We start from the raw sequence: 15,153 nt of genomic DNA, 5'->3' as shown, positions 1-15,153 counted from the left end.
TTCCATGCCGCATTCCAAGACACCTCTGTCCCTCGGCCTCATCGGTACCGGTCGCATGGGCACATTCCACGCCACCGCCCTCGCCCGGCATCTTTACGGCGCCCGCCTGGTTGCCCTGGCCGATCCAGCCCCGGGTGCCGCCGCTCGACTTGGGGAGACCCTGGATGTCGAGCGCATCTACACCGATCCCCAGGCACTGATCGAGGACCGCGCCGTGGACGCGGTGGTGATCGTCGCTCCGGCACGCAGTCACGCCGAACTGGTGGTGGCGGCCGCCCGCGCTGGCAAGCCGGTATTCTGTGAGAAACCCATGGCAGTGACCCTGGAAGAAGCCGACCGGGCCATCGCGGCCTGCGCCCAAGCCCGTGTCGCCCTGCAGGTTGGCTTCAATCGGCGCTTCGCCACCAGTTTTCGTACGGCGCGCGACTTGATCCTCGCGGGTCGCATCGGCACGCCGCAACTGCTGCGCTCGCTCACCCGGGATCCGGCCCTGCACAATCCCGCCGCGGTGAAACCCTGGACCATTTTCCTGGAAACCCTGATCCACGATTTCGACACCCTCAACTTTTTCAACCCAGGCGCCAAAGCCACCCAGGTGTATGCGGTGGCCGACGCCTTGGTACGACCCGATTTGCGCGACCAGGGGTTGCTCGATACCGCAGTGGTCACCGTCCGCTACGATAACGGCGCCATCGCTACCGCCGAGGCCAACTTCCAGGCGGTATACGGCTATGACGTACGTGGCGAGGTGTTCGGCAGCGCAGGCATGCTCACCGCCGGCGACGTGCGCACCAGCGAGCTGGTCTGCTACGGAGCCGAAGGCATCAGCCAGACCACCCAGCGCTCGGATGCGCAGCTGCTGCGCGACGCCTATCTGGCCGAGCTGCGCGCCTTCGTCGACGCCGTGCGCGGCGGCACCCCCGTGCCGGTGGACGGAACCGACGCCCGGGCCGCCCTGGCCATCGCTCTGGCGGCCATCGAATCGGTGAAATCCGGCCAGCCGGTCGCCGTCGGAGCGTGATGCCATGACCTCTACCACACCTTTTGTACTGGCCGTCAGCGCCGAGATGGTCTTTATCGACCTGCCCTTCGTCGAGCGGGTTCGTCGCTTGCACGCCCTGGGTTTCGCAGTGGAAATCTGGGACTGGACGCGCCACGACATCGACGCCCTGGCCGCTACCGGCGCCCGCTTCACCTCCATGACCGGGTATGTTTCGGGCGACCTGGTCACCGCCGAGGGACGCGCCGCGCTGCTGGCCAGTGCCCGGGAGTCTCTGGCCGTCGCAGAGCGGCTCGGCTGCCCCTCCCTCAACCTGCATGGCACCGGCCTGGACAGCAACGGCCTGCCGGTCAGGCCCCTGCCCACCGTGACTGGCGCGCAATGGCTGGCCGCGCGGGACACCCTCATGGCGATCGCGCGCCTGGGCGAGGCCGCTGGCAAAGTCTTCCTCCTGGAGAATCTCAACACCGCGGTGGATCATCCGGGGGTTCCCTTTGCGCGTGCCGAAGACACTCTGGCGCTGATCGAGGCCGTGGACAGCCCACACCTGCGGCTCAATCTGGACCTCTATCACGCCCAGATCGGCGAGGGCAATCTGATCGAGTTGATCCGGCGCGCCGGGGCGGCTATCGGCGAGATCCAGGTGGCCGACGTGCCGGGCCGCTGCGAACCCGGCACCGGCGAAATCCATTACCCCGCCATCGCCCGGACGCTTGCCGAGCTGGGTTATCGAGGCGTGGTCGGTCTGGAGGGCTGGGCGGCGGATGGCAATTGCGAACGTGCGCTCCAGCGTTTCAAAAGTGCCTTCACGTTATAGATCCAGGTTTTCATCCCGTTTGCATAACAACAAAAGGAACCGGACATGCTACTTCGCAAACTGCTGTGCGCCGCCTTCGCGCTTTCCCTCACTCCCCTGGCCCTGGCCGACTACCGCATCGGTGTCAGCATTGCCAAGGTCGACGACAACTTCATGACCTACGTTCGCCGTAACCTCGAGGAAGCCGGCAAGACGCAAAAGGTCTCCCTGCAATTCGAGGACGCCCAGGGCGATGTCGTGCGCCAGCTCAACCAGGTACAGAGTTTCCTGGCCCAGAACGTCGACGCCGTGATCGTGCTGCCGGTGGACACCGCCGCCACCGTCAACATCACCCAGGCCGCCACCTCCGCCAAGGTCCCGCTGGTCTACGTCAACCGCCGCCCCGACGATCCCGGCATTCCCAACGGCGTGGTTGCCGTGGCCTCGGATGACCTGCAGGCCGGCCAGCTGCAGGCCCGGTTCATTGCCAAGCGGTTGAACGGCAAGGGCAGCATCGCCCTGATCATGGGTGAACTGACCCAAAACGCCACCCGGGGCCGTTCCGAAGGCCTCAAGGAGGGCCTCAAGGCCTTTCCGGGCATTCAGGTGGTGGTGCAGCAGAACGCCGATTGGGATCGCAGCAAGGGCATGGACCTGACGAGCAACTGGTTGACCGCTGGTACAGACTTCGACGCCGTCGTCGCCAACAACGACGAAATGGCGATCGGCGCTGCCATGGCGTTGCGCCAGGCTGGCAGGGAGGACGTCCCCGTGGTGGGTGTGGATGGCTTGCCCGATGGCCAGGCGGCCATCAAGCGCGGCCTGTTGGCGGCTTCGGTGTTTCAGGATCCCAGGGGCCAGGCGCTGCAGGCCGTGCAGGCCGCGCTGAAGATGATCCGCAAGGAGCCGGTGCAGGGAGACGTCTGGGTCCCCTACGAACTGATCACCGCAGACAATCTGGCGACCTATGCGGCACGCTTCAAATAGTGCAGGCCGATGCACGCTTGAAGCCGGTTCGCTCCCAGCGCCCCGAGCAGGTGGCCATAAAAAACCCGGCTCGTGGGCCGGGTCAACCACATCTACACGTAGCGCGCCCTGATCCAGGGGCCTATTTCCTCGGCCACCAAGGGCCTCGAATACAGGAACCCTTGAACGATCCGGTACCCCTGGTTTTGCAAGACTTGCTGTTGCGCCAACGTCTCGACGCCCTCGGCGACCACTCTCATCTGCAAGCTTTCGCCGATACGGATGACGGCCTCGCTCAAGGCCTGGCTGGTCGTATCGCACTCAAGGTCGTGGACGAAGCTTCGATCAAGCTTGAGCTCCTGGATCGGCAAGCGCCGCAGGTAGCTGAGGCTTGAATAACCGGTACCGAAATCATCCATTGCCAGGGTTATACCCAAGGCATGAACCTGCTCGATGGTGGTCAGCGTGTCCGGATTGATGTCCATCAGCACATTTTCGGTAATCTCCAACGTCAGGTCCCTGGCTTGCAGGCCATGGGCCCGCAGCGTCCGCATCAGGATCGTCGGAAGGTCACGGTCATGAAAATGGGTGGGCGACATGTTCACCGATACCGCCGGCACCAACAGTCCCTGCTTGCGCCACGCGGCCAATTGACGACAGGCCTCGCTGAGCACCCAGAGGCCCAGCTCGCTGATCAGCCCGCACTCCTGCGCCAGCGCAATGAAACGAGCGGGCGAAATCTCTCCCAGTTGGGGATGCGTCCAACGCGCGAGCACTTCCACCCCATACAACGCCGACCGGCCCAGATCGATCTGCGGCTGATAGGCCAGGTGCAGGGATCGCTGATCCATCGCCTCACGCAGCGCCGCTTCCAGGCGCAACCGGCATTGGGTCAGTTGGCTAAGCCCATCGTTGAAGAAACAGACGCTTCCCCGCGCACGAGTCTTGGCTTGGTACATCGCCATGTCGGCGCGGTGCAGGAGCACCTCCATGGTGCAGCCATCCTCGGGAAACAGGCTGACGCCAATACTCGCCGAGGGCCTGAGGGTCACACCGCACACCTGGCTAGGAACATTCAGGCGTGCCCGCAGTTTCTCGATCAGGTCGATCGCCTGCGCCGAGTCGCATTGAGGCAGCACCAGCACGAACTCATCGCCCGATAACCGACTGACGATATCGTGCTCACGCCGGTCCTCGGACAGGCGATGGGCGACCAGACGCAGAAACTCATCGCCGGCCGGATGCCCCAACGAATCGTTGACCTGCTTGAACCGGTCCATGTCGATGAACACCACAGCCAGGCTCGACTGATGTCTGGACGCATCGGCGATCGCCTGCTCGGCCCGGGCGTGGAGCAGATTGCGATTGGCCAGCCCCGTCAGTTCGTCATAGAACGCCAGCTTGCGTATGTGCTGGCGCGACTCTTCCCGCTCCAGCGCCAAGGCACACAAATGAATGCAGGCGTCGACAAGCAACTGATGAAGCCTGCTTGGCTGGCCTGAGTCGCGGTAGTAGAAAGCGAACAGGCCGAGCACTCGTCCGTCGTTGGACTTGACGGGCGTCGCCCAGCATCTCGTCAGGCCCAGTGGCTGCTTCTGCTCCTTGAATCGCGCCCAGAACGGATGAGCGTCGAGTTCGCTTATCGTGGCGGCCTCGCCGCTGAATACCGTCGCAGCCAAGGCATCGAGCCCGGCTCCCATGGCCGTGCCGTCCAGGGCCATGCAAAAGCCTGACGGCAAGCCAGGGGCAGCCAATGTCTGCAGGCACCCGCGGTCATCGACATGCAGGACCGAAGCAGTGACTTCAGGGGCGATCCGTTGGACTTCGAGGCATGCCAGGTTCAAGACGGTTTTCAATGACTCCTCGCGCACCATCGCCTCGAGAATCTTGTGGCGCAGCACCTCATGCATCCGCGTATGCGTCACGTCCGTCAACACGCTTACGGTGTTGGCCAGTTGTCCATGGGCATCGTGGACCGAATGGCTGGTGATGTTGCACCACACCCGCGGCCCTTCCCGGTGATAGCCATAGTTCTGTCCGTGATAGACATGGTGTCTGGCCACCTGGTGGCGAATCCCTGCGACCTGGCGGTGTTCAAGGTGCGGCGCGAGCAGCTCGATTGGCGTCTTGCCGGCAGCCTCTTGAGCGCCATAGCCGAACATCTGGACGAAACCGTCATTGACGAAAATGATCCGCCAGGAGGCATCCGTTATGAGGATGGCGTTTTCGGTGGTGTCGACGACCAGCGACAAGAGATACAGGCGATGCTGTTCTTCATGTTGCTGGGTAATGTCCTTGATGAAGGCGGTATACAGGATCTGCCCTTGAGTCTCGACCCTCGAAATGGACATCGCCCCCCAACGACGAGAGCCGTCCTTGCGCTCGATCGGCACAGTGCGACTGGTGCCGACGATCTTGTTGATGCCGGTGCGGCGGTTGGCATCGATGAACCCATCGTGATGAGGGCGAATCTTCTGCGGGACCAACAGGTCCACATTTCGGCCCATGACTTCGTCAGGACTGTACCCCCAAAGCTTCTGGGCAGCCTCGTTGAACAAGATGATGGAGTTATGGCTGTCGATGACGACGACGCTGTCGACACTCTGCTCCAGGGTCTGGATGAAGACTTGCGAAAGATCCTTATGATCCGGCATGGCAGTGATCTACTGAAGGAGATGGGCATGAGCAGAATCCCTTCCAGTACTTGATGCTTGGCGAGGCGAATCCAGCCTCGCTGCGATCCTGCGAAGACGTTGCAATGGAGCTGCAAGCCAAGGGTGACGGGGTGGCGGGAAGAACTGAAGCAAGACGTCGGGTCGGCAAGAAACCTCTGCGAACACGGCTGCAGGCTGGCATATACGGGCGTATCTCTTATTGGTAGAAGCACAGGCGAATGAATACCAATGTGCCACTACCCGACATTCCTCCCTTGACTCAAATCAACGAACCGCAGCAGTGGGTTGCTACCGGTTGAGACAGGCCTCGATCCTGACCGTTGACGACCTGCTATCAGCCTGCAGATCGCCCTTGGGATTGCGTCGGCTGCTCGACACAGGCAGGAGCAGCTCGTACTCGATTGCGGCCTGCGTGCTTGGCTGTATAGCGCATCGTCCGCACGGACGATCAGTTGGCTCGGACTGTCTCCCGCCAGCGACAGGGAGGCGACTCCACAACTGATCGTGATCTGCAATGGGCCTCGGTCCGTTTGAATAATGGCCGCTTCGATGGTCACGCGTAGCTTCTCGGCCACCGCCAGCGCATCGACCCCGCTGGTATGAGGAAGGACCACCCCGAACTCCTCTCCTCCAAGCCTGCCGAACACGTCATGGGCCCGAAGCACGCCGTTGCAGAGAGTGGCCACCTGTTTCGCGCCCCTGAAACCGCAACCGGTACTGCCCGGGGCTCTCTCCGGTCCATTTCTTGAATGCCCGGTGAAAAGCACTCGGCTCCTGAAACCCCAGCTGCTCGGCGATCTCGCTGATGTTCGCCTGGCCCTGGCGCAGCCGTTCGAACGCCACCCCGCGCCGTACCTCGTCCTTGATTTCCTGGTATGAACAGCCCTCACGCCCCAGCTTGCGGCGCAAGGTGCTGGGGCTCAGGCGCTGTTCCAGGGCGAAGGCCTGCAAGGTGGGCCATTCGCTGTAATGGCTATGGCGCAGGCGCTGGTAGACCTGGGATGCCAGCCCATGCTGGTTGCGGAAGCGAATCACCAGCCATTGGGGAGCGGTACGCAAGAATGCTTTCAGCGAGGCCAGGTCCTGGACCACCGGCAGCCGCAGGTAGTGACTGGCGAACTCGATTTCGGTGTGTTCGGTGCCAAAGGTCAGGTTCGGCCCCCAGAGCAAGGGATCATCCTGCAGTGACAGGCGGTTATGGTGAAAATCCGCCCGGTCGATGGGGATGCGCCGTCCGCCCAGCCAACACAGCAGGCTGATCATCAATACCATGAACGTTTCCTCCCCCAGTCTGCCGAGCTCACGGCTCTGCGAACGGGTCTGCAAGCTGATGACCGCGCGCTTGCCCCGCACACTCAACGTGCCACGGAAATCACGCAGGAACAGTCCGAAGTTGGCCAGGCACTGGCGCATGGCTTTTTCCAGCGTCGGTTCCTGGATCAATGCCCGGCAGATCAAGGCAAAGCTGCCCGGCGGCATGCCATGGGAGTCCAGCTGGAAAAACTCGTCGTTCAACTCACGAATCTGCACCAGCCACAACGCGGCGAAAGCCTTGGCCGGTACCCGTGCCGTCGGCTGATCCACCCATGCCGGATCGATCCCCACCTGCTCGAGCACCGAGCGCAGGCGCTGCGGCTCGTCACGCAGTGCATGAAGCATGGGGTACATGAAGTAGACCGCCACCGAGTCCGTTTCCCGCATTGTTGAACGCCCCTCTCGTCACCCCTGGACATGGCAAAAAACGCCATCACCCCTGGACAGTTTTGGCATAGGCCAGTGGCGCTGCAGATTCTAGACTCCTGGCCAACAAAAAAGACCTGCCTGGAGAGTCGCCATGAACCCTTCCGATATTTTTGTGATGAGCGCCGTCCGTTCTGCCATCGGCAGCTTCGGCGGTTCGCTCAAGGATGTGCCGCCTGTGCAGCTGGCAACCGACATTTGCCGCGCCGCTATCGAGCGGTCGGGCCTGGCGCCCGAACACATCGGCCATGCGGTGATGGGCCATGTGATCCCCACCGAAGCGCGTGATGCCTATATTTCACGGGCCGTGGCGATGAATGCGGGCCTGCCGAAAGAGACGCCTGCCTTCAACGTCAACCGCCTTTGCGGTTCGGGTCTGCAGGCAATCGTCAGCGCCGCGCAAAGCCTGATGCTGGGAGATGCCGGCGCGGCGCTGGCCGGTGGCGTCGAGTCCATGAGCCGAGGCGCGTACCTGCTGCCGCAGGCCCGCTGGGGCGCACGAATGGGCGACATGCAGGCCATCGACTACATGCTTGGGGTCCTGCAGGACCCGTTTGGCGGGTTCCACATGGGCATCACCGCTGAAAACATCGCCGAGCACTACGGCATCAGTCGTCAGGCCCAGGATGAATTGGCGGTCCTCAGCCAGCAGCGGGCCGCCCGGGCGATTACCGAAGGGCGTTTCGATGGGCAGATCGTGCCGATCGAAATCAGCACCCGCAAAGGAACGGTTTCCTTTGCCACGGATGAGCATGTCCGAGGTGAGGTGGATGTCGAGCAATTGAGCCGCATGAAACCCGCCTTCAAGAAGGACGGCAGCGTTACCGCCGGCAATGCGTCCGGCCTCAACGACGGGGCCGGTGCATTGATCCTGGCCACGGGCCAAGTCGTCCAGGCTCAAGGCCTCAAGCCCATGGCCCGATTGGTGGGTTACGCCCATGCCGGCGTCGAGCCTTCGATGATGGGCCTGGGACCGATTCCCGCCACCCGCCTGGTGCTCAAGCGCGCCGGCCTGACCGTCGCCGACCTGGACGTCATTGAGTCCAACGAAGCCTTCGCTGCCCAGGCCTGTGCCGTCGCGCAAGAGCTGGGGTTCGACCCGCAGAAGGTCAACCCGAACGGATCGGGCATTTCCCTGGGGCATCCGGTAGGCGCGACCGGCGCCATCATCGCCACCAAGGCCATCCATGAATTGCATCGCTGCCAGGGCCGCTATGCCCTGGCAACCATGTGCATTGGCGGCGGCCAAGGCATCGCCGTGTTGTTCGAACGGGTGTGATCCAGGAGATGCGCATGAATCCACGAAATATCGGCGTCATTGGCGCCGGCACCATGGGCAACGGTATTGCCCAGGTCTGCGCCTTGGCCGGCTTCGACGTAACGCTGATCGACATCAGCGAGACGGCCCTGCAGAAAGCCATCGCGACGATTGATAAAAATCTCGACCGCCAGGTCGCCAAGGACACGCTGACCCCCGAGCGAAAATGCGCAGCCTTGGACAGGATCCGCACCCGCTGCGATTACGACAGCCTCCAGGATGCGCAACTGGTGATCGAGGCCGCCACCGAAAACCTCGACTTGAAGCTGCGCGTCCTGCAACAGATCGCGGCCCAGGTCAGCGCCGATTGCGTGATCGCCTCGAACACTTCGTCACTGTCCATCACCCAGCTCGCCGCCAGCGTCAGCCGACCTGAGCGCTTCATCGGCCTGCACTTCTTCAATCCGGTGCCGGTGATGGGCCTGATCGAAGTGATTCGTGGCCTGCAGACCAGCGACGCCACCCACGCCCTGGCGCTGGACATGGCCACCGCCCTCGGCAAGACCGCCATCACCGCCGGCAACCGTCCGGGATTCGTGGTCAACCGGATCCTGGTGCCGATGATCAATGAAGCGATACTGGTGTTCCAGGAAGGCCTGGCCAGTGCCGAGGATATCGACGCGGGTATGCGCCTGGGCTGCAACCAGCCGATCGGCCCTCTGGCCCTGGCGGACCTGATCGGCCTGGACACGGTGCTGGCAATCCTCGAAGCCTTCTACGAGGGCTTCAACGACAGCAAGTACCGCCCTGCCCCGTTGCTCAAGGAAATGGTCGCCGCCGGTTACCTGGGACGCAAGACGGGGCGTGGCTTCCATGCCTATGCCTGAACGCTGCTCACGCTTCGCCGAATATCGGGACAAGGTGCTGGAGCTCTTTGCCTGCAAGGGTTTCGGTCAGGTCGGCATGCGTGAGCTCGCAACCTGCCTGGGGCTCGCCCCAGGCTCGCTGTATCACCATTACCCCAGCAAGCAGCATTTGTTGCTCGACCTGATCGAAGAGTTCTACGAAGAGTTGCTCGCCACCCTGCAACGCGTCGAACGAACCGCCCCGGCGAAACGCGACAGGCTCGACCTTGTGATCCGCGCGCACCTGAACCTGCATCAGGAGATGCCTTGGCACTTCCGTCTGGCGGAACGTGACAGCGGTTGCCTGAACGAGGCGCAACAGGAACGGGTCCGGCAGTTGCGCGAACAGTATGAGAGCAAGCTCTTGCTGCTGCTCGGCGTGCGCCTGCAACTCGACGAACAAGGCCAGATGGCTGCCGCTCATGCCATTGCCGCCTTGCTCAACAGCGCGCCCAGTTGGCTTGGTCAATATGCGCTGGATGAACAAGCACGCGGCCTGATGATGACAAATATGGTGGGCGGTGCCATCGAGCGCTTGCTGTCGCCAGTTTCTCGCCCCGGCGCGAGAAAACAATCCACTCGTCAATCAGGTCAGGCTTGCGAAGGGTGAATTGCTTCGAGACCCGCCGCGCTGCCCCACCCTTATCGCCCTCATCCAGATCGCGTTGACAGCGGCATGTTCCCCCGCCATCGCAGCCCTGGGCCCTTTAAAAGTGATTCGAATCAAGGTATTGCACGATCATTTTTGAGCAGAATCCAGTGATCGAAACAGCAGTCCCCCAACCAGCCGCAGCGTCACTTACAGCCCTTTATTTACCGACCTTCACCTCAGCTCAACCCATAGTATTAACCCAGCCCTCCAAGCAATAACGCCAATATACTGTCGCCATTTTTGGCAAAAATACCAAAGACTAAAATAGTGACGTTTTTCCGACAAATGGCATCACCATGCCATTGCTGGGCGTTCGAATGAAGGCTCATCATCCGCGTGTCATTGCTACTCGTCTGCCCCTTCAAGGGCTGGCGCAGGACGCAACAATCGCATCGCTTCTATGGGAGCAACACCGGGATGATGACTGTATACGTTATGGTCATGGCGATCTGCAGTGGCAAGGAAGGCTGCGTGGAAGAACGCAAGCCGGGACCGACCTATGCCACCAAGGAAATATGCATGGAAACGGCCAGGGGCATGGCGCCCCGCAAGGGCGTGAAATTCAAATGCCGCCGTCAGCAAGTGCAATTGATCGTGCCGAACCACATACCCCATGCGGCCGGTCTCGAGAACGTGGTCTCGACCGACACCAAAAGGCAGCCTTAGGCTCTGTCCGAAAAATCTTGAGCCCAAGATCAGGCTGTTTTCAACGCAGCCTGAACGAGTATCACGGTTTTTCGTAAGGCGTATGGTTCTCGGGCGGCATCGTCCACTCATGACCCAGCACCTCCACCAGAAAGATCGGCATGCCCTTCCTTGCCCGCCATCGGCCGCCCGCCAAAGGTGCCGGTGAGTCTGCCGATCCACTGGGCGGCGTCGTCCACATAGGTAAAGACCACCGGGATCACCAGCAGGCTGAGCAGGGTCGACGTCATCAGGCCGCCCAATACGCCGATGGCCATGGGCGCTCGAAAACTCGGATCGGCCCCTATACCCAGGGCCACCGGTAGCATCCCACCCCCCATGGCCATCGTGGTCATGATGATGGGACGGGCACGCTTGCCACAGGCATCGATAATCGCATCCCAGCGGGAAAGGCCATGATCCCGGCGAGCGAGGATGATGTAGTCGACCAGCAGGATAGAGTTCTTCGTGGCGATGCCCATCAGCATGATGAGCCCGATCATCGCCGGCATCGACATCTCGGTGTCGGTGAAGAACAAGGCCACGAATGCCCCGGGGATCGATAGCATCGGCGCCGCCAGGATTGTCAACGGCTGCATGAAATCCTTCAGCAGCAAGACCAGCACCATGTAGATGCACAGGACGCCCGTCAGCATCGCCAGGCCGAAGCCGATGGCCAGCTCGCCCATGGCCTCGGCATCGCCACCGGAGGTTTGCACCACCCCTGCCGGCAACGTCCGCAGGCTGGGCAACGCCAGCACCGCCTGCTCGACGTCTCCCAAGGCTTGGCCGTTGAGCTCGACTTCGATGTCGACGTTGCGCATGCGGTCGTAGCGTGCGATTTCAGCCGGGCCGCTGCCGATTTCCAGCGTGGCGACATTCTCCAGCGCTACAGGCCCCCTGGCCCCGGGAACCGGAAGCCGCTTGAGCACCTCGATGTCTGCCCGGGCAGCATCGGCAAGCCTTACCACCACCGGCACCTGTCGCTCGCTGAAACTCAACTTCGCGAGCGCCTGGTCGTAATCCCCCAGGGTAGCGACCCGCAGGGTATCGGCGATCGCAGCGGAGGTGACGCCCAGGTCGGCGGCGCGCGCAAAGTCAGGACGCACGATCAACTCGGGTCGCACCAGGCTGGCGGTTGAAGTGACCGCGCCGCCCCCTGGAAGCGTACGCAGCTCGCGCGCTACCTGCTGCGCATGTCGGGTCAGCACCAGAGCGTCTTCACCCGCCAACACCAGCACGAAGTTGTCCGAACCGCCCATGCCGACCCCGACCCGCACTCCCGGCAACACGCCCAGCGCTTCGCGCAGTTCGCCCTCGATCTGTTGCTTGCTCAGGCCGGGGCGGTCATTGCGGTGTGCGATGCTGATCGTGAGTACGGCGGTACGCACGTCCCCGGCGGAACTGGCAGGCGGTTCGCCTGGATCATCCTCGGCGGCGCTTTTACCAATGGCGGTGTAAACCCGCTTTACCTGGGGGTTCTGTTCGACGATCCGGCGTGCCCGTTCGGCGAGGGAAAGGGTATCGGCCATCTTGCTGCCCGGAGCGAGTGTCAGCGTGACCTGGGTTTGCCAATCGTCATCGGCAGGAATGAACGTTCCTGGCAACGACACCGCGAGCATCAGGCCACCGGCGAAAAAGGCCGCCGCGATCGTCACCGTCAACAGACGATGACGCAAGCACCAGCGAGCCCAGGACAGATACAGGTTCATCCACCGTGAAGACTGTCGGTTCGACGACTTCGGTGCTCTGAGCAGGTAGGCCGCCATCATCGGGGTCAACATTCGCGCGACGAGCAGTGAAAAGAACACCGCAATGGCAGCTGTCCAGCCGAACTGGACGAAGAACTTGCCGACGGTCCCGCTCATGAACGCCGTCGGCAAAAATACCGCGATCAAGGTGAACGTGGTGGCTATCACTGCCAACCCGATCTCATCAGCGGCCTCCAGCGCGGCCTGATAAGGAGTCTTGCCCAGCCGCATATGGCGCTCGATGTTCTCGATCTCGACTATGGCATCGTCCACCAGCACACCGATCACCAGGGACAAGGACAACAGCGTTACGGTGTTCAGCGTGAATCCCATCCAGTGCATCACGGCGAAGGTCGGAATGGCCGACAGGGGTAGCGCGACGGCGACAACGGCGGTCGCTCGCCAGTCACGCAGGAAGAAAAACACCACCAGGATGGCAAGGGCGGCACCTTCGTAGAGCAGGCGCATCGAACCGTCATAGTTCTCCACCACCAGCTCCACCGAGTTGAATACCTCTGTGACCACGATATGAGGATGCCTGGTCTTGAGGGCGTCGAGGGCGGCCTGGACGCCTTCGCCCACTTCGACCTCCCCGGCGCCGCGCGCGCGCAGCACCTCGAAACCGACCACTGGCTGGCCGTTGAGCAGTGCGGCTGAACGCGGTTCGGCCACCGTATCGGCCACGGAGGCGATTTCGTCGAGCCTGACACGGCGACCGTCGCTCAGGGTGATTTCGAAACGGGCGATTTCTTCGCTCGACTGCACGTTGGCCAGCATGCGGATCGACTGTTCCGCGCCGCCCAGATAGGCCCGGCCGCCGGACGCCTCCTGCTGCATCTGCCGCAGCTGGCGGGAGATATCCAGGGCGCTGGTATTGAGGGCGAGCAGTTTCACCGGATCCAGGTCGATGCGCACCTCACGACTGACCCCACCGACGCGGGAAACCGCCCCGACACCCCGAACCGCCAGCAGCGCCTTGCTGAGTTCGTGCTCGACGAACCAGGACAGGGCTTCATCGTCCAGGCGCGTCGATGCCAGGGTATAGATCAATATCGCCGAGCCGGCGATGTCGACCTTTCTGATCACCGGGTCCCGCAGGTCGGCGGGCAAGTCCGCGCGCACACGGGCCACGGCGTCGCGAACCTCGTCCAACCCTTGCTGGCTGGACTTCTCCAGACGAAACTCGACGGAGATGTCCACGGTGCCGTCGGACAGGGTGCTGCGAATGTGCTTGACGCCCTGCACCGTGGCGAGGGAATCCTCGATCTTGCGGGCGACGTCGTTTTCCAGCTGGACCGGCGAAGCGCCCGGCAATTCAGCCGTCACCGTCACCACCGGCAAGTCGATATCGGGAAACTCCTGCACTTTCATCATCGCGAAACTCATCAGGCCAACGAACGTCAGCAGGATGAACAGCAGAATGGCCGGTGTCGGGTTTCGGATCGACCAGGACGACACGTTCAGGCTCATGGCTGGCTCTCCGGCAAACGCAGGCTGCCAGCACCCGCCCTCGAACTGGATGTCACCTGGTCAGGGTCGGGAGCCGGCAGCGCCTCAACGACCCGGACATGATCGCCTTCGTTCAGGAAGCCGCCACCGGCCAGGACCACGGGGCTAGCAGGGTCGAGGCCATGAATGATTTCGATCCGCTCGCCCACGCTGCGCCCGACCGATACCTTGCTTCGCATGACCCTGGCGTCCGGCCCTACGCGCAGCACGTAGCTGAAGCCATCGCTCAACAGTACCGCGCTCTGCGGCAAGGTCATCGCCCGATCGGCACCCACCTCGAATTCGCCTCGTGCGAACATGCCGGCACGGGCGACGCCACCGGCCGGCAGATCGACATAGGCCATCCCGTTGCGGGTTTGCGTATCCACCGTGGGCGCGATCATCCGCAGGGTGCCCTGCGCCACCTGGCCATCGGCCAGGCGTACCCTGGCCACCTGGCCGGGTTTCAACCGCGCAAGATCGGCGGCCGCGACTTCGGCCCGCCATTCGAGCCGCTGGCCACGGATCAGGCGAAACAGTTCCTGGCCAGCCGGCAGCACGGCGCCCACGGTGGCGGTTCGAGACGAGATGACACCGTCGTCCGGGGCCAGTACCTGAGTGTGGGCCAGTCGAAGGCGCCGCAACTGCTCGGTGGCCTCGGCGGACTTCAGCCGGGCCTGCGCGGTGCGCTCGGCCACCAGGTATTGGGTGATCTGCTGCGCTGACATCGCACCGTCGACCTCCAGCAAGCGCGCCCGCTTGGCATTGGCCTCGGCTTCGACAAGGGCAGCCCGCGCCTCCGCCGTGGCGGCCTGACTTTGCGCAAGCTCGGCGCCAGGCGTGTCGGGGGCAAAGGTGGCGAGCAACTGGTTGCGCCGGACCTGGTCGCCGACATTGACCTTGACCTCCGCCAGGCGCAGCCCGTCCGCCTCGGTCCCGATGCTCGCCTCCTGCCACGGCATGATGTCGCCGTTGGCATGAATCCGCACGGGAAGCCGCAACGGCTGCAGCGTGGTGACCGCGACCGAAAGCGCAGGCTTTGCCGCGGGGGCTGCCTGGCTGACATCCGGCGTGGATTCAGAGGGGCTCGTTGCAAGGGCGACGATCACCAAAATGATCGCTGCGGCGGTGCTCACGGCCACGAGAGCCGTTTGGCGGGAGATCGATTTCATGCGGGTGGTATTCCTGGACACAGCGCTGTCGGCGCGATGCTGATGGGGCTTGTGCGCAAATCGCTG

Annotated in this window: 12 protein-coding genes; 7 read left to right on the top strand and 5 right to left on the bottom strand. The window is 62.8% G+C overall.

Annotation, left to right across the window (positions count from 1 at the left end; genetic code table 11):
• Positions 1-4 precede the first annotated feature (4 nt).
• Genes BT179_RS15790 through BT179_RS15780 form a run of 3 tightly spaced genes read left to right on the top strand, consistent with a single transcriptional unit; the run spans position 5 to position 2,783 of the window.
• Complete coding sequence (locus BT179_RS15790; RefSeq protein WP_072398375.1) at positions 5-1,021, top strand: Gfo/Idh/MocA family oxidoreductase; 1,017 nt, start codon at positions 5-7, stop codon at positions 1,019-1,021.
• 4 nt (positions 1,022-1,025) lie between these two features.
• Positions 1,026-1,817, top strand: coding sequence for a TIM barrel protein (locus BT179_RS15785; RefSeq protein WP_072398376.1), 792 nt, complete (start codon positions 1,026-1,028; stop codon positions 1,815-1,817).
• 45 nt (positions 1,818-1,862) lie between these two features.
• Positions 1,863-2,783, top strand: coding sequence for a sugar ABC transporter substrate-binding protein (locus BT179_RS15780; RefSeq protein ID WP_072398377.1), 921 nt, complete (start codon positions 1,863-1,865; stop codon positions 2,781-2,783).
• 92 nt (positions 2,784-2,875) lie between these two features.
• On the opposite strand, the gene BT179_RS15775 is transcribed toward BT179_RS15780, so the two are convergent.
• From BT179_RS15775 to BT179_RS15765, 3 genes are all read right to left on the bottom strand, one after another.
• Positions 2,876-5,416: an EAL domain-containing protein gene (locus BT179_RS15775; protein WP_072431210.1), complete on the bottom strand. Its 2,541-nt coding sequence runs from the start codon at positions 5,414-5,416 to the stop codon at positions 2,876-2,878.
• A 257-nt stretch (positions 5,417-5,673) separates the two neighbouring features.
• The gene (locus BT179_RS27225; protein WP_371264401.1) at positions 5,674-6,084 is read right to left on the bottom strand and encodes a GGDEF domain-containing protein; all 411 of its coding nucleotides are present in this window, start codon (positions 6,082-6,084) and stop codon (positions 5,674-5,676) included.
• Position 6,085: 1 nt separating this feature from the next.
• Positions 6,086-7,138: an AraC family transcriptional regulator gene (locus BT179_RS15765; RefSeq protein ID WP_072431208.1), complete on the bottom strand. Its 1,053-nt coding sequence runs from the start codon at positions 7,136-7,138 to the stop codon at positions 6,086-6,088.
• Positions 7,139-7,271: 133 nt separating this feature from the next.
• On the opposite strand from BT179_RS15765, the gene BT179_RS15760 reads away from it, so the two are divergent.
• The 4 genes from BT179_RS15760 (at position 7,272) to BT179_RS15745 (ending at position 10,658) form a co-directional block, all read left to right on the top strand.
• Positions 7,272-8,456 carry an acetyl-CoA C-acyltransferase family protein gene (locus BT179_RS15760; protein WP_072431207.1) on the top strand — a complete coding sequence of 395 codons (1,185 nt, stop codon included), beginning with the start codon at positions 7,272-7,274 and terminating at the stop codon, positions 8,454-8,456.
• Between the two features lie 14 nt (positions 8,457-8,470).
• Complete coding sequence (locus tag BT179_RS15755) at positions 8,471-9,322, top strand: 3-hydroxybutyryl-CoA dehydrogenase (protein ID WP_072431206.1); 852 nt, start codon at positions 8,471-8,473, stop codon at positions 9,320-9,322.
• Entirely contained in the window at positions 9,309-9,950 is a 642-nt protein-coding gene (locus BT179_RS15750) for a TetR/AcrR family transcriptional regulator (protein ID WP_072431205.1), read from the top strand. The genes BT179_RS15755 and BT179_RS15750 overlap by 14 nt, the downstream gene beginning before the upstream one ends.
• A gap of 462 nt (positions 9,951-10,412) precedes the next feature.
• The gene (locus tag BT179_RS15745; protein ID WP_143147073.1) at positions 10,413-10,658 is read left to right on the top strand and encodes a hypothetical protein; all 246 of its coding nucleotides are present in this window, start codon (positions 10,413-10,415) and stop codon (positions 10,656-10,658) included.
• Between the two features lie 107 nt (positions 10,659-10,765).
• Here the strand turns inward: BT179_RS15745 and BT179_RS15740 are convergent, their stop codons facing one another.
• Both BT179_RS15740 and BT179_RS15735 read right to left on the bottom strand, forming a co-directional pair.
• Positions 10,766-13,897 (bottom strand): efflux RND transporter permease subunit, encoded by a 3,132-nt coding sequence (locus BT179_RS15740; protein WP_083568893.1) that lies wholly within the window; start codon positions 13,895-13,897, stop codon positions 10,766-10,768.
• On the bottom strand, positions 13,894-15,087 hold the full coding sequence (locus BT179_RS15735) for an efflux RND transporter periplasmic adaptor subunit (RefSeq protein ID WP_072431204.1): 1,194 nt from the start codon (positions 15,085-15,087) through the stop codon (positions 13,894-13,896). Before BT179_RS15735 ends, BT179_RS15740 begins: the two co-directional genes overlap by 4 nt.
• Positions 15,088-15,153 lie beyond the last annotated feature (66 nt).

Source organism: Pseudomonas sp. NFACC43 (assembly GCF_900119645.1).
Taxonomy (GTDB): Bacteria; Pseudomonadota; Gammaproteobacteria; order Pseudomonadales; family Pseudomonadaceae; genus Aquipseudomonas.
Note: the sequence above shows the minus strand (reverse complement) of the source record. Positions and strands in the feature narration are given on the sequence as shown.

What these genes read in the sequence shown, in the direction of transcription:
- BT179_RS15790 (WP_072398375.1), top strand. Translation starts at nt 5, where the DNA reads ATGCCGCATTCCAAGACACCTCTGTCCCTCGGCCTCATCGGTACCGGT.
- BT179_RS15785 (WP_072398376.1), top strand. Translation starts at nt 1,026, where the DNA reads ATGACCTCTACCACACCTTTTGTACTGGCCGTCAGCGCCGAGATGGTC.
- BT179_RS15780 (WP_072398377.1), top strand. Translation starts at nt 1,863, where the DNA reads ATGCTACTTCGCAAACTGCTGTGCGCCGCCTTCGCGCTTTCCCTCACT.
- BT179_RS15775 (WP_072431210.1), bottom strand. Translation starts at nt 5,416, where the DNA reads ATGCCGGATCATAAGGATCTTTCGCAAGTCTTCATCCAGACCCTGGAG.
- BT179_RS15765 (WP_072431208.1), bottom strand. Translation starts at nt 7,138, where the DNA reads ATGCGGGAAACGGACTCGGTGGCGGTCTACTTCATGTACCCCATGCTT.
- BT179_RS15760 (WP_072431207.1), top strand. Translation starts at nt 7,272, where the DNA reads ATGAACCCTTCCGATATTTTTGTGATGAGCGCCGTCCGTTCTGCCATC.
- BT179_RS15755 (WP_072431206.1), top strand. Translation starts at nt 8,471, where the DNA reads ATGAATCCACGAAATATCGGCGTCATTGGCGCCGGCACCATGGGCAAC.
- BT179_RS15750 (WP_072431205.1), top strand. Translation starts at nt 9,309, where the DNA reads ATGCCTATGCCTGAACGCTGCTCACGCTTCGCCGAATATCGGGACAAG.
- BT179_RS15745 (WP_143147073.1), top strand. Translation starts at nt 10,413, where the DNA reads ATGACTGTATACGTTATGGTCATGGCGATCTGCAGTGGCAAGGAAGGC.
- BT179_RS15740 (WP_083568893.1), bottom strand. Translation starts at nt 13,897, where the DNA reads ATGAGCCTGAACGTGTCGTCCTGGTCGATCCGAAACCCGACACCGGCC.
- BT179_RS15735 (WP_072431204.1), bottom strand. Translation starts at nt 15,087, where the DNA reads ATGAAATCGATCTCCCGCCAAACGGCTCTCGTGGCCGTGAGCACCGCC.